Annotated in this window: 20 protein-coding genes and 1 tRNA gene; 20 read left to right on the forward strand and 1 reads right to left on the reverse strand. The window is 50.1% G+C overall.

The window, feature by feature from the left end; all coding sequences use genetic code 11:
* From DWX26_RS07855 to metA, 11 genes are all read left to right on the forward strand, one after another.
* Entirely contained in the window at nt 1-636 is a 636-nt protein-coding gene (locus tag DWX26_RS07855; RefSeq protein WP_055218276.1) for a DUF3786 domain-containing protein, read from the forward strand.
* A 130-nt stretch (nt 637-766) separates the two neighbouring features.
* Complete coding sequence (locus tag DWX26_RS07860; protein WP_055218390.1) at nt 767-2,125, forward strand: citrate/2-methylcitrate synthase; 1,359 nt, start codon at nt 767-769, stop codon at nt 2,123-2,125.
* A 104-nt stretch (nt 2,126-2,229) separates the two neighbouring features.
* Complete coding sequence (locus tag DWX26_RS07865; RefSeq protein WP_055218274.1) at nt 2,230-3,117, forward strand: patatin-like phospholipase family protein; 888 nt, start codon at nt 2,230-2,232, stop codon at nt 3,115-3,117.
* Nucleotides 3,118-3,191: 74 nt separating this feature from the next.
* Nucleotides 3,192-3,716, forward strand: a complete 525-nt coding sequence (locus tag DWX26_RS07870; protein WP_117509173.1) for a YqeG family HAD IIIA-type phosphatase — start codon at nt 3,192-3,194, stop codon at nt 3,714-3,716.
* Nucleotides 3,717-3,800: 84 nt separating this feature from the next.
* Entirely contained in the window at nt 3,801-4,358 is a 558-nt protein-coding gene (gene efp / locus DWX26_RS07875; RefSeq protein ID WP_022462517.1) for an elongation factor P, read from the forward strand.
* 268 nt (nt 4,359-4,626) lie between these two features.
* Nucleotides 4,627-5,538 (forward strand): DUF5688 family protein, encoded by a 912-nt coding sequence (locus DWX26_RS07880; RefSeq protein WP_147398115.1) that lies wholly within the window; start codon nt 4,627-4,629, stop codon nt 5,536-5,538.
* 127 nt (nt 5,539-5,665) lie between these two features.
* A tRNA-Arg gene (locus tag DWX26_RS07885) sits at nt 5,666-5,738 on the forward strand.
* Nucleotides 5,739-5,882: 144 nt separating this feature from the next.
* Nucleotides 5,883-6,761 carry a hypothetical protein gene (locus DWX26_RS07890; RefSeq protein WP_118601197.1) on the forward strand — a complete coding sequence of 293 codons (879 nt, stop codon included), beginning with the start codon at nt 5,883-5,885 and terminating at the stop codon, nt 6,759-6,761.
* A 75-nt stretch (nt 6,762-6,836) separates the two neighbouring features.
* Nucleotides 6,837-7,538 carry a pseudouridine synthase gene (locus tag DWX26_RS07895; RefSeq protein ID WP_117760412.1) on the forward strand — a complete coding sequence of 234 codons (702 nt, stop codon included), beginning with the start codon at nt 6,837-6,839 and terminating at the stop codon, nt 7,536-7,538.
* Complete coding sequence (gene ligA, locus DWX26_RS07900; protein ID WP_055228463.1) at nt 7,535-9,490, forward strand: NAD-dependent DNA ligase LigA; 1,956 nt, start codon at nt 7,535-7,537, stop codon at nt 9,488-9,490. Before DWX26_RS07895 ends, ligA begins: the two co-directional genes overlap by 4 nt.
* A 151-nt stretch (nt 9,491-9,641) precedes the next feature.
* A complete protein-coding gene (metA, locus tag DWX26_RS07905; RefSeq protein WP_055228462.1) occupies nt 9,642-10,574 on the forward strand; it encodes a homoserine O-acetyltransferase MetA in 933 nt (310 codons plus the stop codon).
* A gap of 89 nt (nt 10,575-10,663) precedes the next feature.
* Here the strand turns inward: metA and DWX26_RS07910 are convergent, their stop codons facing one another.
* Nucleotides 10,664-10,897, reverse strand: coding sequence for a helix-turn-helix domain-containing protein (locus DWX26_RS07910; RefSeq protein WP_118601198.1), 234 nt, complete (start codon nt 10,895-10,897; stop codon nt 10,664-10,666).
* Nucleotides 10,898-11,134: 237 nt separating this feature from the next.
* Between DWX26_RS07910 and DWX26_RS07915 the strand changes: the two genes are divergently transcribed.
* The 9 genes from DWX26_RS07915 to DWX26_RS07955 all read left to right on the forward strand — a co-directional run bounded on the left by DWX26_RS07915 (nt 11,135) and on the right by DWX26_RS07955 (nt 23,532).
* Nucleotides 11,135-11,908 carry a DUF6062 family protein gene (locus DWX26_RS07915; RefSeq protein ID WP_117509116.1) on the forward strand — a complete coding sequence of 258 codons (774 nt, stop codon included), beginning with the start codon at nt 11,135-11,137 and terminating at the stop codon, nt 11,906-11,908.
* A gap of 31 nt (nt 11,909-11,939) precedes the next feature.
* Nucleotides 11,940-14,009 (forward strand): LTA synthase family protein, encoded by a 2,070-nt coding sequence (locus tag DWX26_RS07920; RefSeq protein WP_118601199.1) that lies wholly within the window; start codon nt 11,940-11,942, stop codon nt 14,007-14,009.
* Nucleotides 14,010-14,130: 121 nt separating this feature from the next.
* Nucleotides 14,131-15,762 (forward strand): ABC-F family ATP-binding cassette domain-containing protein, encoded by a 1,632-nt coding sequence (locus DWX26_RS07925; protein WP_022462526.1) that lies wholly within the window; start codon nt 14,131-14,133, stop codon nt 15,760-15,762.
* A gap of 2 nt (nt 15,763-15,764) precedes the next feature.
* A complete protein-coding gene (locus tag DWX26_RS07930) occupies nt 15,765-18,128 on the forward strand; it encodes a DUF2298 domain-containing protein (RefSeq protein WP_118601200.1) in 2,364 nt (787 codons plus the stop codon).
* Between the two features lie 98 nt (nt 18,129-18,226).
* Nucleotides 18,227-18,919, forward strand: a complete 693-nt coding sequence (locus DWX26_RS07935) for a polysaccharide deacetylase family protein (protein ID WP_117509113.1) — start codon at nt 18,227-18,229, stop codon at nt 18,917-18,919.
* A gap of 113 nt (nt 18,920-19,032) precedes the next feature.
* Entirely contained in the window at nt 19,033-20,355 is a 1,323-nt protein-coding gene (locus DWX26_RS07940; RefSeq protein WP_022462529.1) for a replication-associated recombination protein A, read from the forward strand.
* A gap of 14 nt (nt 20,356-20,369) precedes the next feature.
* Nucleotides 20,370-21,317: a TIGR01212 family radical SAM protein gene (locus tag DWX26_RS07945; RefSeq protein ID WP_118601201.1), complete on the forward strand. Its 948-nt coding sequence runs from the start codon at nt 20,370-20,372 to the stop codon at nt 21,315-21,317.
* Nucleotides 21,314-21,832, forward strand: coding sequence for a DUF4364 family protein (locus DWX26_RS07950; protein WP_022462531.1), 519 nt, complete (start codon nt 21,314-21,316; stop codon nt 21,830-21,832). The genes DWX26_RS07945 and DWX26_RS07950 overlap by 4 nt, the downstream gene beginning before the upstream one ends.
* 107 nt (nt 21,833-21,939) lie before the next feature.
* Nucleotides 21,940-23,532: a peptide chain release factor 3 gene (locus tag DWX26_RS07955; protein ID WP_117804017.1), complete on the forward strand. Its 1,593-nt coding sequence runs from the start codon at nt 21,940-21,942 to the stop codon at nt 23,530-23,532.
* The last annotated feature ends 10 nt before the right edge of the window (nt 23,533-23,542 follow it).

A 23,542-nucleotide genomic window follows, 5' to 3' on the forward strand; every position in this document is an offset into this window, starting at 1 on the left:
ATGGAAGTGTCGAACTATATTAAAATGCGCGATCAGATGCAGGAGCGCTTTCTGACGTACGATCAGAAGGAGATCGAAGGGAAGTATGGCTTTGCCTTTGATGACGATTATTTCTATGTGCCGTACCTTTTTGAGGAGTGGAGAGTGAACCGCCATACCGGCGTTGTGGAGGGCTCAAAAGACCATTTTCTTCATGTGCACCAGGGCAGTTTCAATGAGACACTGACGATTTTCGACCTGCTCTGCTGCGGAAAGAAGGAGATTGTGCTCGCCGGCACGTATGCGCGTACCAATTCCTTAAAGGGAACGATCAAAGGCCGCACGATTGCGTCCGGCGTTCACGACAGCCGCGCCGCACGGTATGACGGGCATGTGGAACAGCTGAAAAAAGCATGCGTTTCCCTTAGCGGAAAACCATATTCCCCGGGAGACGCTGCTTTTGTTTTTCATGTCTTTCCGTTTCTGCCGCTCGTCTTCCAGTTCTGGGAGTCCGATGAGGAATTCCCGCCGGTGCTGAAGTTTATGTGGGATGAAAACGTCCTCGATTATCTGCGGTTTGAGACGCTGTATTACGTGATGGGAGACTTCCTGGACGCACTGGATCAAGCCTTCGATGCATGTAAAACAGAAGCCTGATACCTTTTGTGAGACAAAATCTTACGAAAATTTTCCGAATGTTTATAAAAATTTCAGTATACGAATCCCCTGGTTTAATGCTATAATGAGTGAAAGTAAGTAAAAAGAGAGAAGAGAAAGGGGAATGCATATGGCTTTTAGCATGAAAGTAACACCGGAAATAGAGGAACTGACAAACATCTGTCTGGATAACTCCAAAATGGATGTTTCGCTGTATGGGCAATACGATGTAAAACGCGGACTGCGCGATATCAACGGCGTTGGCGTCCTTGCGGGACTGACACAGATTTCAAACGTTGTGTCTTCGGATATCATTGACGGCGTCAAAACGCCGTGTGACGGACGTCTGTACTACCGCGGCATCAACGTGGAAAAACTGACCCAGGGCTTTTTAAGTGAAAACCGTATGGGATTCGAAGAAGTTGCGTATCTGCTCTTATTTGGAAATCTGCCGAATGAAGAGCAGCTCAATCATTTTAAGACAATCTTAAAACAGCAGCAGTCCCTGCCGAAGAACTTTGTGCGTGACGTTGTTATGAAAGCGCCGACCAAGGACATGATGAACACTCTGTCCCGAAGCGTTCTGACCCTGTACGCGTACGACAACCACGCAGATGATACCTCCCTTCCGAATGTGCTTCGCCAGTGCATTAACCTGATTTCTGTTTTCCCGATGCTGTCCGTCTATGGCTATCAGGCGTACAACCATTATATCAAGGGAAAAAGTTTATATATCCACAACCCGTCGAAGAAGCTTTCGACTGCAGAAAATATTCTTCTGATGCTCCGACCGGATCAGAAGTACACTCCGCTGGAGGCGAAGATCCTCGATCTTGCCCTCGTTCTCCACATGGAGCACGGCGGCGGTAACAACTCGACCTTTACAACACATGTTGTTTCTTCTTCCGGAACCGATACGTACTCCGCAATTGCAGCGGCGCTCGGCTCCTTAAAGGGACCGAAGCACGGCGGTGCAAACATCAAGGTTGTGCGGATGTTCGACGATATGAAGTCACACGTCAAAGACTGGACGGATGAGGAAGAAGTATCGAATTACTTAAGAAAGCTGCTGCACAAAGAGGCGTTCGACCAGAAAGGTCTGATTTACGGTATGGGCCATGCGGTTTACTCCATTTCCGACCCGCGTGCGCGCATCTTTAAGAGCTTCGTTGAGCAGCTGGCAAAAGAAAAACACAGAGAGAAAGATTACCGGCTGTACGCTATGGTCGAGGAACTGGCTCCGAAGATCATCGGCGAGGAGCGCCATATTTACAAAGGTGTATCCGCAAACGTCGACTTCTACAGCGGCTTCGTTTACAGCATGCTGGATCTTCCGCTGGAGCTCTACACCCCGATGTTCGCCTGCGCGCGTATCGTCGGCTGGAGTGCACACCGGATGGAGGAACTGATCAACACCGACAAGATCATCCGCCCGGCGTACAAGAGTGTCAAAGATGAAGTGGACTATGTTCCGCTGGAAAACAGATAAAACAGGCAGAAGGGCCGGAGCGTGTCGGGATTTTCCGATCTGCTCCGGCATTGCTCTGTGCAGGAAGTAATGTGTCATTGTGAAAAATAGGAGAGTGCAGGAGAATGAATGAGACAAAAAATTACAGCATAACAAAATCCGGAGCAGTCATACTGGAAGGAGGGGCCAATCGCGGCGTCTTTACAGCAGGAGCGCTGGACTTTCTGATGGAGCAGGAGTATTATATCCCTCATGTGATTGGCGTTTCCGCCGGAGCCTGCAATGCGCTGGACTATGTATCGCGCCAGATTGGCAGAACGAGGGACTGTATGATTGTCACGGATGAGAAAAACCGCTACGTCAATAAGAATATCAAGACAATCGTTGAGAAAAAAGCACTGCTCGACATGGATATGGTGTTCGAACGGTATCCGTATGAGATTTTTCCATTTGATTTTGATACGTATTTTGCATCGCCGCAGACGTGTGAGCTGGTTGTGACAAACTGTGAGACGGGACGCGCGGAATATCTGGATGACCGCGAAAATAAAGAACGTCTGCTTGCAATTGGCCGTGCATCATCGAGCATGCCGATCGCCTGCCCGATGGTGGAGATCGACGGAAACGAGTACGTCGACGGCGGTGTTGCCGATTCGATCCCGATTATCCGTTCCTTAAAGACGGGACACCGAAAAAATGTCATTATTCTGACACGGAATTTCGGTTACCGAAAAAAAGAGGGAACGAGAGGCTGGGAGCTGTATGTGGCGGCATTCCGCAAATACCCGAATCTCGTGCGTGCGCTTGTAAACCGCGCGAAACATTATAACCAGGTGCTCGAATGCATCGAAAAATGGGAAGAAGAAGGCTCCGTCTTTGTGATCCGCCCGGAGATACCGGCGGTATCGCGTCTCGAAAAGGACGAGGAGAAGCTGCGGGAATTTTACCAGCACGGCTATGACCAGATGAAAGCAAATTTTGAGGCTCTGCAGGAGTTTCTGAAAGAAGAATAAAGTTACTGTATAAACGAAAAGAGGATTGGAGAAAGAAGATGAGTGGAAAAAACCAGAAGAACCGGGGAACTATACTGATGCGGATGTTTTACCCGGACCGGAGAGAAAAAAGTGCCTATACGATCGATTACGCGGATCTGTACCGGAAAGGATACCGGGGCGTGATTTTTGATATCGATAATACGCTTGTTCCGCACGGTGCGCCGGCAACGAAGGAGGCGGCTGCGTTCTTTGCGTCTCTTCGGGAGACTGGTTTTTCCACCTGTCTGCTTTCCAACAATCAGAAACCGCGTGTGGCTCCGTTTGCCGATGCGGTCGGTTCTATCTATATCGAAAATGCGCACAAGCCTTCGGTGAAAAACTACCAGGAGGCATGCCGGAGAATGGGGATCAAAGAGGAGCAGGCGGTCTTTGTCGGGGATCAGCTTTTCACCGATGTGTACGGTGCAAAACGGACCGGACTTTACAATATTCTGACCGAGCCGATCAATCCGAAAGAGGAAATTCAGATCGTTCTGAAACGGTATCTGGAGCACATTGTACTGTTCTTTTATGAGCGTGATCTGGCCCGCGGCAGGATTACGAAAAAAAACAGTTGAAAAATCGGGAAAAATATTATATTATAAGATAAGCCTATGGTGCGCATTTGGCGCATCGTACTATGTTAAGGAGGAAAAATCAGAATGATTTCAGCAGGAGATTTTAGAAACGGCGTTACCCTCGAGATCGATGGTCAGGTCGTTCAGATTCTTGAATTTCAGCATGTAAAACCTGGTAAAGGAGCTGCATTCGTAAGAACAAAATTAAAAAATGTCATCAACGGTGGTGTGGTAGAGCGTACCTTCCGTCCGACTGAGAAATTCCCGCAGGCTCGTATCGAGCGTGTAGACATGCAGTATCTGTACAGCGATGGTGATTTATTCTACTTCATGAACGTAGAAAACTATGAGCAGATCGCTCTGAACGAAGAGACCATCGGAGATGCTCTGAAATTTGTAAAAGAAAACGAAATGGTTAAAGTATGTTCCTACAACGGAAATGTATTCGCAATCGAACCGCCTCTGTTTGTAGAACTTGAGATCACCGAGACTGAGCCAGGTTTCAAGGGAGATACCGCACAGGGTGCTTCCAAACCGGCTACCGTTGAGACTGGTGCTACCGTAAGCGTTCCGCTGTTCGTAAACCAGGGAGACAAAATCAAAATTGATACCAGAACAGGTGAATATCTGTCCCGTGTATAAGTAAGACTGTTCCCGCCGTTGTCCGTCACAACTTTCTTTGTGGCGGACACGGTTTTCTAAATAAATAGAATATTCGTCTGAAAAATGGCTGATAAAGGCTGTCGGAAGCAGCCCGGGCCCGTTTTTCTCATCGTTCGAAGTTCCGCGAACCAACGAATCTCTGGCATATACAGATCTGTACAGAGGTTTTTAAGTTGTGTTTTCCGGAGCTTTTTTGTTCCGTAAAGCAAAAATACAAAAGGCGATCAAACAGGAAAGGTGGGAAAAAATGGACTATCAGATGTTCAAAGAGCAGCTTGCCGCGCTGCTGAAAAGAAAAGCCGGTGATGATTTTGAGGTGAAGGTAGAATCGGTGCAGAAGCTGAACGGTATCGAAAAAGAGGCGTTTGTCATCAGCAGAAAGAAGGACTGGATTGCACCGACGATCTACGTGGAGCTTCTGTATGAATGCTGTCTGCAGGGCGTGCCGCTTTCTCAGATTGCAGAAAAGGTACTGGAGCAGTACCGGAAAGTGGAAGCGGAGGCGAGAAGACCGGAGAAAGCTGCCTTTTTTACCAACTGGAAAAATGCTGCGCCGCAGATCTACTGCGAGCTCATTCATGCGGAGAAAAACCGTACGCTGCTCTCCGAAGTTCCGCACAGAAAATTTCTCGATCTCGCGGTTGTGTACTATTACCAGATGCGGGGAAACCGCGTGCCGGATGCGACAATTCTGATCCACGAGACGCACCGGGAGCTGTGGGGAATTTCGGCGGAGGAGCTGGATGCCCGTGCCTGGGAGAACACCCTGCGGGATCTGCCGGTGCGCACAGACAGCCTTATGGTGTATTTGAAAGAGGAGTACGGAGTAACGTTTCCCAGGTTCGAGCTTGGTCCGCTGGCGGAACAGTTTTACCTGGTCAGCAATCGCAGAGGAAAGCTGGGTGCAATCTGCATGTGCTATCCCGGCGTGCTGGAGAGTCTTTCGCAGCGCTTTGAGGCAAGTCTTTATGTGATTCCGAGCAGTATCCACGAGTGCATGGTGATTCCGGATTATGATGTGTTCCCGGAGGAGTGTCTTTCCGACATGGTACGGGACGTGAATGAAAAGACAGTCAAGCCGCAGGAGATTCTGTCGGATCACGTTTATTATTACCACCGGGAAAGCGGGGAACTGACGCTGTGTGAGAAAGAAACGTAAGCTGCGTGGCAGAATAGTCTGCGAATAATTTAAGAAAAAAATGGGCGGCTGGGTGGGAAAAATACTTTACAATTGCAGGAGTCTGTGGTAAACTGTCATAGTGTGGTTGAGAAAACAGATCACATCAGCGTCTGTAGCTCAGGGGATAGAGCAACGGTTTCCGGTACCGTGTGTCGGGGGTTCGAATCCCTCCAGACGCGTTTTTGCTACATGGCATGCTGCGGCGGGCAGGACCGGCGCAGGACAAGGAAAGCCCCTGCTTCGGTGTGAAGTAGAGGTTTTTTTGCTTACTGGGCATATCAATAACTGATCCGGCGGATCAGTTTTGATGAAGGAGGAAAAATATGGCAAAACCAATGACAACAAAAGATAAAATCCGGGAATGGATTTCCGATAATCTGCGCTACATGCTTCTGATCGGAGCAATTCTCCTGATTGTGGCAGCGGTTCTTCTCATCGTTCATCTGGTATCACCAAAAAACGATGGAAAATCGAGCGGCGGAACCGTAACAAGCAGCAGCACCGGAAACAATGTGCCGGATAAAAAGACACAGGTAAAAGCAGACAGCAAAGCAGATTCTGAGGACAGCACAGGCATTTCATCGGACGTTTCGGATTCCGCGAATGATTCCAGTGCAGATGCTTCCAGTACCGATACCGCCAGCGCGCCGGATGCAGAGGCTGAGCCGACAAGTGAGCCGGAAGCGGCAGACGATACCAGTAATACAGAGAATACCGATAATACGGCTGTCTCCTTTGACGCGGACAATGTCCCGGAAGTAAGCACCGTGCTGGAGCAGTATTACACCGCGCTCGGTGCAAGGAATATCAACGGTCTTTTTGCAGTAACAGATAATCTGACCGCGGAGGAGCAGGCGCAGATTGAGGCAGAAAGCGATGTGGAGTCATACGGAGATGTAAAGGCCTACACGATCAGCGGTCCAAGCGACGGAACGTACATCGCGTTTGTCAGCAGCAGATGCAAATATCTGGGAATCAACCAGACCCTGCCGATGCTTTCGGAGTATTATCTCTACACGACAGAAGACGGCAGCCTGAAAATCATGGATGATACTGACAGCGATGCGGCCGTAACCGAGGCTATGAAAGCGGCGCTCGAAAACGAAGAAGTCAAAAATCTGATCGAACAGGTTCAGAACGATTATCAGAATGCACTCGATGCAGATGCTTCCCTGAGAGCATATGTAGAGAGCATTCAGTAGGAACAATAGAATAATACAAAACAAAAAAAGCAGTTTCTGGTTTTTATGAAACTGCTTTTTTGGAAGGATAAAACCATGCGCTTAAACAAATACTTAAGTGATGCGGGCGTCTGCTCGCGGCGGGAGGCGGACCGTCTGACAGAAGCAGGCGAGATTACGGTAAACGGAAAACGCGCGGAAACCGGTATGCAGGTGGAGTCTGGCGACGTTGTTGTCGTGAAAGGCAAAACTGTTGTCCCGGAGGAGAAAAAAGTCTATCTCGCCTTCAACAAACCGCGCGGCATCGTCTGTACTGCGGAAAAACGGGAGAAAAACAACGTCATCGATTATCTGTCCTACCCGGTGCGGATTTACCCGGTGGGAAGACTCGATAAAGATTCCGAAGGCCTCCTTCTGATGACGAACGACGGTGCGATCGTAAACGGTATCATGCGTGCCAGAAACCGCCACGAAAAAGAATACCAGGTCGAGGTAAACAAAGAGATTACACCGGAATTTCTGAAAAAAATGGCATCCGGCGTGCCGATTCTCGATACCGTGACGCGCCCGTGCCGGATCCGGAAAACGGGAGAGCGCAGCTTTACGATTATTCTGACGCAAGGGCTGAACCGTCAGATCCGGCGGATGTGCGAAGCATTAGGATATCGTGTCACAAAGCTGAAACGTGTGCGGATCATGAATGTTCACTTGAAAGACCTGAAAACAGGGGAGTACCGCCCTTTAACGGAAAAAGAATTAGCAGAACTGAAAAAGCAGATCGGGGAGGAAAAGCGATGAACGAGACAGAACGGATGAAGGAACTGGTCAAAAAGCTGAACGAAGCGGCAAAAGCCTATTACCAGGAAGACCGGGAGATCATGAGCAACCTGGAGTACGACACGCTGTATGACGAACTGCAGGTATTAGAGGAAAAAACAGGCGTAACACTCGCCGGAAGCCCGACCACAAAAGTCGGCTACGAGGCGATGGACGAACTGCCGAAAGAAGCGCACGAGTCGCCGATGCTTTCCCTTGATAAAACGAAAGATGTGGAAGTGCTCCGCAGCTTCATCGGGGATCACAAAACGCTGCTGTCCTGGAAGATGGACGGTTTGACCGTTGTTCTGACGTACCGCGGCGGTACCCTCGCAAAGGCCGTCACCCGTGGAAACGGCGTGATCGGAGAGGTTGTCACGAACAATGCAAAAGTGTTTGAAAATATTCCTTTAAAAATCCCGTACCAGGGAGAGCTGGTTCTGCGCGGCGAGGCGATCATCCGCTATTCCGATTTTGAGAAGATCAACGAGGAGATTGAGGATGTTGATGCGAAATACAAGAATCCGAGGAACCTCTGCAGCGGTTCTGTGCGCCAGCTGAACAATGAGATTACGGCAAAACGCCACGTTCATTTTATGGCATTTGCGCTTGTGAGCGCTCCGGAACAGGATTTCGAAAATTCCAGAATCCGTCAGATGGAGTGGCTGAAAGAGCAGGGCTTCGAGGTGGTGGAATACAAGGTTGTCACCAAAGATAACCTCGACGAGGCGATGCAATATTTCTCCACGAAAATCGAGACAAACGATTTTCCGTCCGATGGCCTTGTCGCGTTGTATGACGATATCGCCTACGGAGAATCACTTGGCACAACCGCGAAATTCCCGCGGAACGCTTTCGCCTTCAAATGGGCGGATGAACAGAAGGAGACCACTCTGCTTGAAATTGAGTGGAGCCCGTCGAGAACCGGTCTCATCAATCCGGTTGCGGTTTTTGAGCCGGTCGAGCTGGAAGGAACTTCGGTTTCCCGCGCAAGCGTCCACAACATCAGTATCATGCGTTCGCTGGATCTCGGTGTGGGTGATAAAATCCTTGTCTACAAAGCAAACATGATCATTCCACAGATCTCAGAGAATCTGACGAGAAGCGGCGTGCGCGATATTCCGGAAACGTGTCCTGCCTGCGGCGGTGCCACCCGGATTCAGATGATGAACAATGTCGAGACCCTCTACTGTACGAATCCGGAGTGCCCGGCAAAATTCATGAAGGCATTCACCCTGTTTGTAAGCCGCGACGCGATGAACATCGACGGCATGTCGGAGGCAACGCTCGAAAAATTCGTGGGCCACGGCTTCATCCGTGAGTTTGCCGATATTTTCCGTCTCGACCGCTACCGCGACGAGATTGTGGAGATGGACGGTTTCGGTGAAAAATCATACCAGAATCTGATCGACAGCATCGAGCGCGCGAAAAACACAACGCTGCCCCGTCTGATTTTCGGACTTGGCATCTTAAATATCGGTCTTGCAAACGCGAGAATGATCTGCAAAGCCTTCGATTTCGATCTCGACCGGATCCGGAATGCATCGGCGGAGGATTTCGCGCAGATCGACGGTGTCGGAGAAGTGATTGCAAAAAGCATCGTGGATTACTTTGCGGATGAGGAAAATAAAGAACGCCTTGAGCGCCTTCTGTCGTATCTGACGATTGAGAAGCCGCAGGCAAGCCAGGAAGAACAGAAATTAGCCGGTCTTACCTTCGTTATCACCGGAAGTGTGGAACATTTCCCGAACCGGAATGCATTAAAGGCAAGAATCGAGGAGCTCGGCGGAAAAGCCACCGGAAGTGTAACGGGAAAGACGAGCTATCTGATCAACAACGACACGACATCCAGTTCCTCCAAAAACCGGAAAGCGCGCGAACTCGGCGTGCCGGTGATCTCAGAAGAGGAATTTCTGAAGATGACAGAAGAATAACGAAATATCTGCAAAGGCGGTTTGCATCCCGCGCGGGAATCTGCTATAATCGGAAATAGACGGCAGAAATTCCTGCCGGAAAAAGCAAACCGCCTGTCTGCGCAGAGAAAAGCGCGGCAGATCAAGAAGAATAGAAACGAGGAAAAAGAATATGCCGGTTAAAGTTCAGGCAGATTTACCTGTAAAAGAAATACTCGAAAGCGAAAATATATTCGTCATGGACGAGACAAGAGCGGTTCATCAGGACATCCGTCCGCTGAAGATTATGATCCTGAATCTGATGCCGCTCAAAGAAGATACCGAGCTGCAGCTTCTGCGCTCCCTTTCCAACACCTCCCTGCAGGTTGATGTCACCTTTCTGATGGTGGCAAGCCACGAGGCGAAAAATACATCGACCAGCCATCTGAACACGTTCTATGTGAAATTTGAGGATGTGCGGAAAAATTATTACGACGGTATGATCATCACCGGTGCACCGGTCGAGCAGATGGAATTTGAAGAAGTTGACTACTGGGATGAACTGACAAAGATCATGGACTGGACGAACACACACGTTACCTCCACGATGTTCCTCTGCTGGGGAGCCCAGGCGAGTCTGTATCATTTCTACGGACTGAAGAAACGGATGCTTCCGGAGAAGAAATTCGGGCTGTTCTGGCACAAAGTCAACAACCGCAAGATCCCGCTTGTGCGAGGCTTCGATGACGAGTTTTTGGCACCGCATTCCCGCCACACAGAAGTACCGATCGACGATATCCGTGCCTGCAAAGATGTCACGATTCTCGCAGAGTCCGACGAAGCCGGATTCTATCTTGGCATGGCGGAAGAGGGAAGAAAGATTTTTGTGATGGGTCATCCGGAGTACGACCGTATGACGCTCGACGGCGAGTACCACCGCGATAAAGACAAAGGACTCCCGATTGAGATTCCGAAGAACTATTATAAAAACGACGATCCAAATACAAAACCAGTGCTTTTATGGCGGTCACATGCGAACAATCTGTACACGAACTGGCTGAACTACTATGTATACCAGGTGACCCCGTATAATCTTGACGGAACTCCGGATTTTTCGGGAAAATAAGAGAGAAAAAGCCCCCCCGCACCGGGCGCACACCGGCTGCGGGGGGTTGCTGCAAAAATCTGCTATAAAAAACGGAAAGCTTTCCGGGCTTACCGTTTGAAATCAAATAATGTTTTCAGCGGAATTTCGAGTGTTTCCGCAATATCCATCAGCTTGTTTAGAGACAGAGAGGTATGACTGTTTGGCGCTTCGATGTTGCTCATATGTGTACGGCTGATCTGGACAGCTTCGGCAAGCTCACTTTGCGTTAATCCGCGTGCTCTGCGATAAAAAGCGATGGTAAGACCGAGGAGGCGCATCTCCTCCGTATGACGTTCTCCCATTGCTATGGCTCCTTTCTGAACAGAGTGATACAAAGACTTATATAATATTTATCTTAAACGATTAAATACCAAAAAGAAACAACTTTAAATTTTTATAATGCACATGTAAATTGTGCAAAATATAGAAATTATCCATCAGAATAATAGGAAAACAGGAAAAAGAGTTCTTTTGACAAATGAGAGGTTTTTGTGTATGCTGTAGAAAGCACCAACAAATAAAATCGGAGGTTTTTGCATATGAAAGAGTCGATCCATACCATTCCGCTGATGGATGCATTCAAGGCGGAAGATGAGTGCCCGTTCTGCTATCTGGAGCGGGAAGCAGAGCAGCATGCGATTTCGTTTGCGCTCGGTTCCGGCGCATCCTATATGGAGGATGATGTGCGTGCGGAAACAGACGCGATGGGATTCTGCCGCCACCACTATAAAATGATGTACGATTACGGAAACCGTCTCGGAAGCGGTCTGATTTTATCTACCCATCTGAAAAAACTGAACCAGGAGCTTGCCGCACAGATGGATCTGTTTGCACCGGGAAAATCCTCGGTGTTCAAGCGGATGCAGAAGACATCCCTCGACAAACAGGGCCGTGAGACTGCGATCGGCCAGTGGATTGATGAGAAGACGCATTCGTGCTACGTCTGCGATCACTTCAAGGCAAACTATAACCGCTATCTTGATACGTTCTTTGATCTCTACAAAAAAGACGAGGAGTTTGCAAGACTGTTCCGCGAGGGAAAAGGCTTCTGTCTGCCGCATTTTGCGGATCTGGTAGAAACGGCGGAGAAAAAGCTGAATGATAAACAGAAAGCGGAATTTTACCCGACTCTGTTCAAAATCATGAAAGAAAATTACCAGCGGCTGCAGGAAGAGGTAACATGGTTTACTGACAAATTCGATTACCGCAACAAGGATAAGGACTGGGGAAATTCAAAAGATTCCATCCAGCGCTGTATGCAAAAATTAGGCGGCGGCTATCCGGCGGACGAGCCGTTTACGGAAGGATTATAATTCTTGTTTATAAAAGGAGCATAAAGTTTCGATGCAGAAGTTTTATCAGAGATTAAAAGAGAATCAAAAGGAGCGCGCCCGGTGCGCGTTTCTTGTTTTGTATTTCGGCGTGCTGGCGGTGCTGCTGTTTCTGGCGCGCCCGCTGCTGGATACGACGGCGGCAGACCGGGAGTGGAGTATTCACTTTCTGTTCCCGTGCCTGCTGGCGTGTATCATACTGACGACAGTTGTCAGTTTCTGCCGGTTTGCTGCAAAGCCGGACCAGAAACCAAAACCGCGCTATGTGGGATGGAAACAGCCGATTCTGATGCTGGCAAACGCAGCCTATCTGTTTGCCACACTGGAATTTGTCACAAACAGCCAGTTCCGGGAGATGAAATGGTATTATGCGTTGTTGAATATCGGTGTCATTTTCGTACTTTCCATTCTCGTTTCCCTCTTTCTGAACTCCATCCGCCGCGCGATGATTTTCATGAACATCTTTTATTTCTGCATGAGTCTGGTATTCTACTATGTTTATCTGTTCCGCGGAGAAGCGTTCCAGCTCATCGACCTGTACAGCATTGCGACGGCGGCGGACGTAGTCGGCGGCTACAAATTCGAGATCACAGGTGAAATCGTGACTTCGTTTATCACGATGATGCTCGTTGTGCGCCTCTGGCTGCAGAGCCGGGAATACCGTTTTGCACGGAAAACGAGGAATAAAATTCTGCTCCGCGTGGCTGCTGCTGTGCTGACGCTCGGAACATACCTGGCGTACATGAATCTGAACTGGAACGCCGAGTTCGGTGTCATCAGTGACCTCTGGAATCCGGCGAAGACATACCGCCAGTACGGAACGACGGTCGGTTTTACCGCGGTCGCCAAATACATGCGCCTGACACCGCCGGACGGCTATTCGAAAGACGAAGTGACAGCGATTGCCGATACGAGCGAGAAAGAGACGAAAACAGAAGATCTTCGAAAAGATAATGCGGATAGCGTGACACCCGTCAACATCATCGCGATCATGAACGAGTCGTGGTTTGACTACCGTTCCGTCGGCGATCCGCAGACGAGCGAGAGCTACATGCCGTTCCTCGACTCGCTGACCGAAAATATCATCAAAGGGCACACGCTGACGTGTACCAAGGGCGGCGGAACAGCAAAAACGGAGTATGAGTTCCTGACCGGAAACTCCTGTAAGCGGTTCCCGGGCATGGTGCCGTACGTCAGCTACTTTACGCACAGCCAGTATTCCCTTGTCACGACGTTAAAGGACCAGGGTTATCAGGCAATTGCGATGCATCCGAACAAGGCGACAAACTGGAAGCGGAGCACGGCATACCGTTTCCTTGATTTTGATGATTTCATCTCGATTGATCAGTTCTCCGATACGGCCAAGCGGTACCGCGGCATGATCAGCGATCAGGCGAACTATGAGAAGATCGTGGAAACCTACGAGAACAAGGAGCCGGGCAGCCCGCTCTTCCTCTTTGATGTGACGATGCAGAACCACAGCGGCTACACGAACCGTTATTTCCAGGCGGATATCAACTGCAACGGCTACGACAGTGATGAGGCCGATCAGTATTTCTCCCTGTTAAAGCTTTCCGATGAGGCAATTTCCTATCTGATCCGGTATTTCCAGCGGGTGGACGAGCCGACGATGATCATTATGTTCGGCGATCATTCCCCGAAACTGCCGGATGCGTTTGAAACATGGATTGCCGGAGACGCTTATCAGAATCTTTCGGTCGAGGATCAGGAGAAGTTCTATGGAACCCCGTTCTTCATCTGGACCAACTACAGCATGAAATCCGAGAGCAATGTCTGGATCAGCACAAACTATCTCTCAAGCTATGCGTTAAGCCTTACCGGCCTGGAACTGACACCGTACAACGAGTATCTGCTTGACCTGCGCGAGAAGATGCCGGCGCTCAATCACCTCGGCTTTTTAGCAAGTGACGGAACCTGGTACCGCTGGAACGACAGCGATGCGCCGGAGGAGGATCTCGAGTACGAACGGCAGTATGAATGCCTGCAGTACAATGAACTGATCGACAAAAAAGACCGGGATGACAGCTTTTTTACAATTTCCGGTGAAAAAGACGAAGAATAAGGGCTTTCCCTACTTGCCAGAAAACGGAAATCTATGGTAGACTATACTCCGTATGACCGGGAAACCCCGGCGGTAACTTCACGTTTACAATTAAGAATAAGAAAATGAGGTTTTAAAAAGTATGATTGCAGCAAATAATGTGACACTTCGTGTCGGAAAAAAAGCGTTGTTTGAAGATGTCAATATCAAATTCACCGAGGGAAACTGCTACGGCATGATCGGTGCCAACGGAGCGGGAAAATCAACCTTTCTGAAAATCCTGTCCGGCCAGCTTGAACCGACAAACGGAGACGTAACCATCACACCGGGCCAGCGTCTTTCCTTCCTCGAGCAGGACCACTTCAAATACGACAGCTATCCGGTACTCGACACCGTTATCATGGGAAATGCCCGTCTCTATGAGATCATGAAAGAGAAAGAGGCGCTGTACGCAAAAGAAGACTTCACCGATGAGGACGGTATCAAAGCGAGCGAGCTCGAGGGTGAGTTTGCAGAGATGAACGGCTGGGAGGCAGAGACCGATGCAGAGCAGCTCTTAAACGGCCTTGGCATTGAGCCGGAACTGCACTACGCACAGATGGCAGACCTGACCGGCAGCCAGAAGGTCAAAGTTCTTCTTGCAAGAGCCCTGTTCGGAAACCCGGATATCCTTCTTCTTGACGAGCCGACCAACCACTTGGACCTCGATGCGATCGAGTGGCTTGAGGAGTTCCTGATCAACTTCGAGAATACCGTTATCGTTGTATCCCACGACCGTTACTTCCTGAATAAAGTCTGCACCCAGATCGCAGATATAGATTACGGAAAAATCCAGCTCTATGCCGGAAACTACGACTTCTGGTTTGAGTCCAGCCAGCTGCTGGTAAAACAGATGAAAGAGGCGAACAAGAAGAAAGAGGAGAAGATCAAAGAGTTACAGGACTTCATCTCTAGATTCAGTGCCAACGCATCGAAGAGTAAACAGGCTACTTCCCGTAAGAAAGCCTTGGAGAAAATCCAGCTCGACGATATCAAACCGTCCAGCCGGAAATATCCTTACATCGATTTCCGTCCGAACCGTGAGATCGGAAACGACGTTCTGCAGGTAGAGGGACTGACCAAAACCGTAGACGGCGTGAAAATCCTGGATAACTTAAGCTTCACCCTCGGAAGAGAAGATAAAGTTGCTTTCGTCGGAAGCAACGAGCAGGCGATCACCATGCTGTTCAAGATTCTGACCGGAGAAGAAGAGCCGGATTCCGGTTACTACAAATGGGGCGTAACCACTACACAGGCTTACTTCCCGAAGGACAACACCGCAGAATTCGACTGCGACCTGACGATCGCAGACTGGCTGACCCAGTATTCCGAGATCAAGGACGTAACGTATGTCCGCGGATTCCTCGGAAGAATGCTTTTTGCCGGTGAGGACGGTGTGAAACGTGTCAGAGTCCTTTCTGGAGGAGAGAAAGTGCGCTGCCTGCTCTCCAAGATGATGATTTCCGGTGCAAACGTTCTCGTTCTTGACGAGCCGACCAACCATCTGGATATGGAGTCCATCACTGCACTGAACAACGGTCTGATCAAATTCCCGGGCGTGCTCTTGTTCACCTGCCACGACCATCAGTTTGTACAGACCACAGCAAACCGTATCATGGAGATCCTTCCGAACGGCGCGCTGATCGATAAGATGACCACCTACGACGAGTATCTTGCAAGCGATGAGATGGCAAGAAAACGTCATGTCTACACAATGACAGAGGAAGATAATTAAAGATGAGCAAAAAGACGACAGTTTCCGGCATTCTGCTGGTGTTGCTTGTGCTGGCCACAACGCCGCTTCTTGGAACGGACAACGTTTCGTTCCTGAAGTGGTGGCTTATGACCCTGGTGCTCGGTATTGGATTTTATCCGGCTGCCGCAGCGCTGTTTCCGCGGTTTCATGACCGGGGATGGATGTTTTCTAAAGTGCTTGGCATCGTTGTTTCCGGTTTTGCTGTATTTGCTCTTGGAAGCTTCGGACTGGTTCCGTTTACCGCACCGGTCTGCCTGATCACAGTCGGTGTACTGATCCTGGCTTCTTGGATTTTCGGATGCTTTAAGGTACGCGTCCATGCGCCGGAAATCGACTTCCTGATGATGGAAGAAGTGTTGTTTTTCGCCTTTTTCCTTCTCTGGACCTACCTTGCGGGCTTTCACCCGGAGGCACACGGAACCGAAAAATTCATGGATTATGGTTTTATGAAGGCCATGATGCGCAGCACCGCCGTTCCGGCAGAGGATCTCTGGTACAGCGGAAGCGGTATTAACTACTATTACGGCGGCCAGTTCTATGCCGTATTTCTGACGAAGATTACCTTCACGGATGTAAAGCAGACGTACCATCTGATGCGTACGATGGTGGCATCGTTCGCGTTTGTTCTGCCGTTTTCGATCACCTACCATCTGGCAGAGTCGCGTGCGTGCCACTGCATCCGGAAAGAGGGCGGCAATAAAAGCCAGATTGCACCGGTGCTTGGCGGTCTTCTTTCGGGAGGCGCCGTTTCCCTTGCAGGAAATATGCACTATGTGATTTACGGCTGCATCCGACAGTGGCTGGGACTGAACGAATCGGCTTACTGGTTCCCGAGTTCGACCCGCTATATCGGGTATGACCCGCTTGTGGAAAATGACCGCACGATTCATGAGTTTCCATCGTATTCCTTTGTGCTCGGCGACCTGCATGCCCATGTGGTGAATGTCATGTTCGTCCTGCTGGTGCTGGGCCTTTTATATTCCTACGTGAAAAATACCTGCCGTGATCCGGAAAAAGAGTGGAAATGGTCGTTAAAAGACGTTCTGTTTCAGCCGCAGATCATCGCGGCGGGCTTTCTGATCGGTGTGTTCCACTGGTCCAACTACTGGGATTTTGTTATCTATTTCGTCGTGATTGCAGGCTTCTCTCTGTACGGTGCGCTGTACCGGTATCATGCGCGGGCGAAAGAGACGATCGGAACGGTTCTCCTGCAGGCTGCAGAAGCTTTTGCAATTGGAACGATTGTCGCCCTTCCGTTTACAATGAAGTTTGAGACGATGGTTTCCGGTGTCGGCATTGCCAAGCACCATTCGATGCTGTATCAGCTGGCGATTCTCTGGGGCCTTCCGACGGTGCTCGTTGTGCTGTTTATCGCAGCCGTTCTGCTAGCATGGCGGAAAAACTGCCATCTTCCGGGCATGGAGAGGCAGGGACAGATTGTACTTGCCGATGGAAAGACGCAGGAAGAGGTGGAAGAGCAGGCCGTTGCCCTGATTCTGGGAGAGAAAAAACCGGAGCCGGGCGAAAAAGAAACGGCGGAAAAGCCAAAAAAAGTTTCTGCCTTCTGTAATTTCTGGAGAGAGATTGCGGTGAGCGATATGGTGATCGGTATTTTAGGCCTCTGTGCCATCGGCCTTATCATCATTCCGGAGCTCGTCTATGTGCGCGATATCTACGAAGAATCGTATGCGCGCTCCAACACGATGTTCAAGCTGACGTATCAGGCATTTATCCTGTTCGGTATCTGCATGAGCTACATCATCACGCGGTTCCTGCTCTGGAAAAAAGAGCGGATTCTGCAGGTGTTCGGCGGAATCGGGCTGGTACTGTTTTTATGGACCTTCGGCTATTTTGGAACGAGCGTGTACTCCTGGTTCGGAAATATTTTCGATCTGTCCGAGTACCGCGGACTCGATGCGACAGCGTATCTGGAAAATGTCTTTTCCGAGGACGCAGGTGCCATCCGCTGGCTGGATGAAACAATAGAAGGACAGCCGGTTGTGCTTGAGGCGAACGGCGACAGCTACAGCGATTACGAGCGCGTTTCCGCAATGACCGGTCTTCCGACCGTGCTTGGATGGTATGTCCATGAATGGCTCTGGAGAGGGGATCCCGCAGACTTAAATGTCCGCGCCGAGGACGTGAAACAGATGTACACCTCGACCGATACGAATGAAGTGCTGCGCCTGCTGGAGCAGTATCATGTGACCTACATTTTTGTGGGAAGCAAAGAAAAGGAGAAATACGGCGATGCACTGAACGAATCGCTGCTGCAGTCCATCGGAGATATCGTTTACCAGGATACTGCGTCCGGTACGTATATTCTTCAGGTGCAGGATACATAAAGAACAAAAACAGGAGAAAAGAACCGCCGGGTGCGGCATCTTTTCTCCTGTTTTTCATATAATACAGAGAATGCAGAAGAAAGTGCGAAGGGCAGACCATGCGGAGATTCCGAAAAGTGCGGCACGTTCCTCTGCCGCTTCTGGCTGTGATAATGGCGGCTATTCTGTTTGCAGAGCTGGCACGGTGTGAAAGAGAAGGCGCGAAAGAGACAGCGGCGGAAGTAGAAAAAAGTGTGCCCCGCCGTGCGGCGCTGACATTTGATGACGGGCCGAATGCGTGCTATACGCCGGAGGTGCTTGAAATTTTAAAAGAAAATGAAATTCCGGCAACGTTTTTTCTGCAGGGGCAGTGTCTTGCCGGAAACGAAGAAATCGTCCGCCGGATGCATGCGGAAGGCCATCTGATCGGAAATCATACGTTTCATCATGTTCAGCTTACGAAAGTATCAGAAGAGGAAGCGAGGGAGGAGGTCGTGAAAACAAGCAATGCAATCTACGAGATCACAGGGGAATATCCCGTCTATATCCGTCCGCCGTTCGGGGAATGGAGAGAGGGGCTGGACCTTGCAGTGACGATGATCCCGGTACTCTGGGATGTGGATTCCCGCGACTGGGAGAGCCAGAACACTGCGTCGATCTGCAGCGCGGTGCTTCCGAATGTGAAGGATGGTAGCATTATTCTCATGCATGACGGCTACCGCGCGACGGTGGAAGCGCTGCGGCGGATCGTAAAAGAATTAAAAGAAGAGGGATACACGTTTGTGACGGTGCGTGAGCTGATTGAAGAATAGCTTTCGCGGATTCCATCGAACATAGTTGCGGAGAATCCGAGATTAAGGGGTTGAGGATACCCGCCAAAATGTGATAAGATAAATGGCAGGAAGAAAAATGGGGTGAAAAATACATGGATTTGTTTGATTATATGAAAGAAACCACAATGGAAAAAGAGTCCCCCCTCGCATCGCGCATGCGCCCGACAACGCTGGACGAGGTGGTTGGACAGGAGCACATCATCGGCCCTGGAAAGCTGTTGTACCGTGCGATCAAGGCGGATAAACTCGGCTCCGTCATTTTCTACGGCCCTCCGGGAACGGGAAAAACGACGCTTGCCCGCGTCATCGCCAACACGACAAGCGCAGAGTTTACCCAGCTGAATGCCACGACAGCCGGCAAAAAGGATATGGAAGAAGTCGTAAAAGAAGCGCAGCAGCGGATCGGCATGTACGGCAAAAAGACGATTCTTTTTGTCGACGAGATCCACCGCTTCAACAAGGGGCAACAGGATTATCTGCTTCCGTTTGTGGAGGACGGCACACTCGTTCTGATTGGCGCGACGACGGAAAACCCGTATTTCGAGGTCAACGGGGCGCTGATTTCGCGTTCCATTATCTTTGAATTAAAGCCGCTCGAAAAAGAGGACATCGAAAAACTGCTGGAGCGCGCGGTGACGGACCCGGTAAAGGGGCTCGGGACGTACAACGTTGTGCTCGATGCGGATGCAAAAGAGTTCCTCGCCGACATCGCAGGCGGTGACGCGAGAGCGGCCTTAAATGCAATCGAGCTGGGCGTCCTCTCGACGGAACGTCAGGCGGACGGAAAAATCCATATCGATCTCGAAACGGCATCGGAGTGCATCCAGAAACGCGTCGTGCGGTACGACAAGACGGGCGATCAGCATTACGATACGATCTCTGCATTTATCAAGAGCATGCGTGGTTCTGACCCGGATGCGGCGGTCTTTTATCTGGCCAAAATGCTGTATGCCGGGGAGGATATCAAGTTTATCGCCCGCCGCATCATGATCTGCGCGGCGGAGGATGTCGGCCTTGCCGATCCGAATGCCTTAAATGTAGCAGTTTCCGCGTCCCTTGCCGTGGAACGCGTCGGCATGCCGGAGGCGCAGATTATTCTGGCGGAGGCAGCCACGTATGTTGCCTGTGCACCGAAGAGTAATTCTTCGTGCGAGGCAGTCTTTGCGGCGATGAAGACGGTCGGAAGTGTGCGGACGTCGGTTCCGCCGCATCTGCAGGACGCCCATTACAAAGGTTCTGCCAAACTCGGCCACGGTCAAGGCTATCAGTATGCACATGATTACCCGAATCACTACGTCGAGCAGCAGTATCTGCCGGACGAGATCTTAGGAAGCCGTTTCCTTCATCTTGGAACGAACGGCTATGAGCAGAAGATCCGGGAAAACTTCAAAAAAATTGGAAAAGACATCGAATAAAAGGGGAAGAAATCATGACAGACTGGCTTGGAAAGCCGTATTATTCGCTGGACGCCTATCTGAAAAAGACGTTCGGGGAAAAAGTGTACAAGCTCTCGCTCGACGGCGGGATGACGTGTCCGAACCGGGACGGCACCTGTGGGGAACGGGGCTGTATTTTCTGCAGTGCGGGCGGCTCCGGTGATTTTGCCGGGGACAGAAACAAATCCATCCCGGAACAGATCCGGGAGCAGAAATCCCTCCTGCAGCAAAAGCGGCCGGTGCATAAGTTCATCGCCTATTTCCAGGCGTATACGAACACGTACGCGCCGGTGGAATATCTGGAAAAAATTTTCCGGGAGGCAATTTCGGACGAGGAGGTCGTGGTCCTTTCGATCGGAACGAGACCGGACTGCTTAGGGGAAGAGGTTCTTTCTCTGTTAGAAGAGCTGAACCGGATCAAACCGGTCTGGGTGGAGCTGGGACTGCAGACGATGCATGAAAAAACGGCACAGTATATCCGAAGGGGCTATCCGCTTTCCTGTTTTGAACAGGCAGTAAACGAGCTGCACAGGCGGGGGATTCCCGTGATTGTCCACACGATCCTCGGTCTGCCGGGGGAGGGACAGGAAGAAGTCTTTGCAACAATGGATTACCTGAATGGACTTTCCATTTCCGGCATCAAGCTTCAGCTGCTTCATGTGCTGAAAAACACGGATCTTGCGGCGGACTACGCGGCCGGAAAATTTGAGGTGCTGGAGCAGGAGGCGTATCTTACCCTTGTCATCGACTGCCTGCGGCGCCTCCGTCCCGATCTTGTGATCCACCGTGTGACGGGAGACGGCCCCGGGGATCTTCTGATTGCACCAACATGGAGCCAGGCAAAACGCACCGTCTTAAATGAGCTGCATCATCGCATGAAAGAAGAACATGCGTATCAGGGACAGCTTCTGGACGAAGAAAAAGGAGGAAACACACCGTGATTGAATCATCCTTTACGTTATACAAACTGATTATTCTCTACATGCTGCAGAATGTGAATTTTCCGCTGTCAAATACACAGATTTCGGATTTTATCCTGGAAAAAGAGTACACGAACTACTTTCATCTCCAGGAGGCGTTAAGCGAGCTGCAGGATACAAAGCTGATCGAGATCGAGAAGGTGCGCAACACCTCGTACTACCACATGACTGAGGAGGGCAGCAAGACGCTTTCCTTCTTCGAAAACGAGATCTCTCCGGAAATCCGGGAGGAAATCGACCGCTATATGAAGGAACACTCCTATGAACTGCGGAAAAAAGCGTCCGTTGTGGCCGATTACTACAAGACCGCGGGAGATGACTACGAGGTCCGCTGTCAGGCAAGAGAGCGGAAGACGACTATTTTTGAGATTGTCGTGACGGTTCCGTCCGAGGAGGCGGCCAAAAAGATCTGCAGCAACTGGGAAAACCGGAGTCAGAAGATTTATGCTTCGATTATGAATGAACTGTCAAGATAACGATTGACAGGAATGGTGGCATATAATAGAATAAATTAGTATGTCTAAAAAGCATAAACATGGAAAACATAGTAAATAAGATTTTATATTCTAAAGGAGATAAAACCGTGCCTGATTATACAAAAGAAATTGAAAGACGGCGTACCTTTGCCATCATTTCCCACCCGGATGCCGGTAAAACCACACTGACTGAGAAATTCCTGCTGTACGGAGGAGCGATCAATCTCGCCGGTTCCGTAAAAGGAAAAGCGACTGCGCGCCATGCCGTATCCGACTGGATGGAGATCGAGAAAGAGCGTGGTATTTCCGTTACCTCTTCCGTTCTGCAGTTCAATTACGACGGCTACTGCATCAACATTCTGGATACCCCGGGACACCAGGACTTCTCGGAGGATACGTACCGTACCCTGATGGCAGCCGATTCCGCCGTCATGGTTATTGATGCATCGAAGGGTGTCGAGGCACAGACCAGAAAGCTGTTTAAAGTCTGTGTCATGCGCCACATCCCGATCTTTACCTTCATCAACAAGATGGACCGCGATGCGAACGATACCTTCGAGCTGCTCGACGAGATCGAAAAAGAGCTCGGCATTGCAACCTGCCCGATCAACTGGCCGATCGGTTCCGGAAAGAAATTCCGCGGTGTTTACGACCGTGACAAAAAGAAAGTCCTTACCTTCTCCGATACAATGAAGGGAACGAAGGAAGGTATCGAGGAAGAAATTGATATCGACGATCCGCATCTTCTCGATGTGGTCGATGAGGACCAGAAAGAACAGCTTATGGATGAGATCGAGCTGCTCGACGGCGCAAGTGCAGAGTTTGACCAGGAGCTTGTCAGCAAGGGAGAGCTCTCCCCGGTATTCTTCGGATCTGCGCTCACCAACTTTGGTGTGGAGACTTTCCTGCAGCACTTCCTCACGATGACGATGCCGCCGCTTCCGCGTACGGCAGACTGCGGCGTGATCGATCCGGTCAAAGAGGATTTCTCTGCGTTTGTCTTTAAAATCCAGGCAAACATGAACAAAGCACACCGTGACCGTATCGCATTCATGCGCATCTGCTCCGGCAAATTCGACGCCGGAATGGAAGTCTTCCATGTGCAGGGAGGAAAGAAAATGCGTCTTTCCCAGCCGCAGCAGATGATGGCGAGTGACCGTCATATTGTTGATGAAGCATACGCCGGCGATATCATCGGTGTATTTGACCCGGGTATCTTCTCCATCGGAGATACGATCTGTATGCCGGGCAGAAAATTCGCATACGAGGGAATTCCGACCTTCGCGCCGGAGCATTTTGCAAGAGTGCGCCAGCTCGATACGATGAAGAGAAAACAGTTCGTCAAGGGAATTTCCCAGATTGCACAGGAAGGTGCGATCCAGATTTTCCAGGAGTACAAAGGCGGCATGGAGGAGATCATCGTCGGCGTTGTCGGCGTCCTGCAGTTTGACGTTTTAAAATACCGTCTGGAGAATGAGTACAACGTGGATATCCGTCTGGAGAACCTGCCGTATGAGCACATCCGCTGGATCGCAAACAAAGAGGAGATCAACCTGGACCGTATTCAGGGTACATCCGATATGAAGAAGGTCATGGACCTCAAGGGAAATCCGCTGCTTCTCTTTGTCAATCCGTGGAGTGTCGGCATGGTACAGGATCGAAACAAAGACCTTGTGCTGACCGAATTCAGCAAAAACTAAGAACAAAAGA

The organism is Blautia sp. AF19-1, assembly GCF_003479155.1.
Classification (GTDB): Bacteria; Bacillota; Clostridia; order Lachnospirales; family Lachnospiraceae; genus Fusicatenibacter; species Fusicatenibacter saccharivorans.

Coding starts and splice junctions, on each gene's coding strand:
- DWX26_RS07855 (WP_055218276.1), top strand. CDS start 1: ATGGAAGTGTCGAACTATATTAAAATGCGCGATCAGATGCAGGAGCGC.
- DWX26_RS07860 (WP_055218390.1), top strand. CDS start 767: ATGGCTTTTAGCATGAAAGTAACACCGGAAATAGAGGAACTGACAAAC.
- DWX26_RS07865 (WP_055218274.1), top strand. CDS start 2,230: ATGAATGAGACAAAAAATTACAGCATAACAAAATCCGGAGCAGTCATA.
- efp (WP_022462517.1), top strand. CDS start 3,801: ATGATTTCAGCAGGAGATTTTAGAAACGGCGTTACCCTCGAGATCGAT.
- DWX26_RS07880 (WP_147398115.1), top strand. CDS start 4,627: ATGGACTATCAGATGTTCAAAGAGCAGCTTGCCGCGCTGCTGAAAAGA.
- DWX26_RS07890 (WP_118601197.1), top strand. CDS start 5,883: ATGGCAAAACCAATGACAACAAAAGATAAAATCCGGGAATGGATTTCC.
- DWX26_RS07895 (WP_117760412.1), top strand. CDS start 6,837: ATGCGCTTAAACAAATACTTAAGTGATGCGGGCGTCTGCTCGCGGCGG.
- ligA (WP_055228463.1), top strand. CDS start 7,535: ATGAACGAGACAGAACGGATGAAGGAACTGGTCAAAAAGCTGAACGAA.
- metA (WP_055228462.1), top strand. CDS start 9,642: ATGCCGGTTAAAGTTCAGGCAGATTTACCTGTAAAAGAAATACTCGAA.
- DWX26_RS07910 (WP_118601198.1), bottom strand. CDS start 10,897: ATGGGAGAACGTCATACGGAGGAGATGCGCCTCCTCGGTCTTACCATC.
- DWX26_RS07915 (WP_117509116.1), top strand. CDS start 11,135: ATGAAAGAGTCGATCCATACCATTCCGCTGATGGATGCATTCAAGGCG.
- DWX26_RS07920 (WP_118601199.1), top strand. CDS start 11,940: ATGCAGAAGTTTTATCAGAGATTAAAAGAGAATCAAAAGGAGCGCGCC.
- DWX26_RS07925 (WP_022462526.1), top strand. CDS start 14,131: ATGATTGCAGCAAATAATGTGACACTTCGTGTCGGAAAAAAAGCGTTG.
- DWX26_RS07930 (WP_118601200.1), top strand. CDS start 15,765: ATGAGCAAAAAGACGACAGTTTCCGGCATTCTGCTGGTGTTGCTTGTG.
- DWX26_RS07935 (WP_117509113.1), top strand. CDS start 18,227: ATGCGGAGATTCCGAAAAGTGCGGCACGTTCCTCTGCCGCTTCTGGCT.
- DWX26_RS07940 (WP_022462529.1), top strand. CDS start 19,033: ATGGATTTGTTTGATTATATGAAAGAAACCACAATGGAAAAAGAGTCC.
- DWX26_RS07945 (WP_118601201.1), top strand. CDS start 20,370: ATGACAGACTGGCTTGGAAAGCCGTATTATTCGCTGGACGCCTATCTG.